Annotated in this window: 1 pseudogene; it reads left to right on the top strand. The window is 37.8% G+C overall.

The annotated features are described in order from the left end of the window. Positions 1 to 294: pseudogene (locus WFZ86_RS20230) on the top strand (insulinase family protein); the annotation flags it as partial.

Raw genomic sequence — 294 nt, 5'->3', positions numbered from 1 at the left:
CGAATTGTAATCGTTGGAAAAGCAAGTGAGATAACACCTGGTTTAGAAAAACTAAAACTACCATTATACTTTTTTGACAAATACGGCAATCCAGTAGAAAAACCAGTAACCAAAACAGAAATTCCAGCTGGAGTTACCGCCAAAAGCGTTTTAGAAAACTATATCAAAGCTATTGGTGGAGACAAAGCCGTGGCCACGGTAAAAACCATTGCAATGACTGGTTCTACAACCATTCCACAAACACCTTCTCCATTGAGTTTTACCTCAAAAATTGACAACAAAGGAAAGATGACA

It is taken from the genome of Flavobacterium polysaccharolyticum, assembly GCF_038739875.1.
GTDB lineage: Bacteria > Bacteroidota > Bacteroidia > Flavobacteriales > Flavobacteriaceae > Flavobacterium > Flavobacterium polysaccharolyticum.
This window is presented reverse-complemented; position numbering and strand designations above follow the sequence as displayed.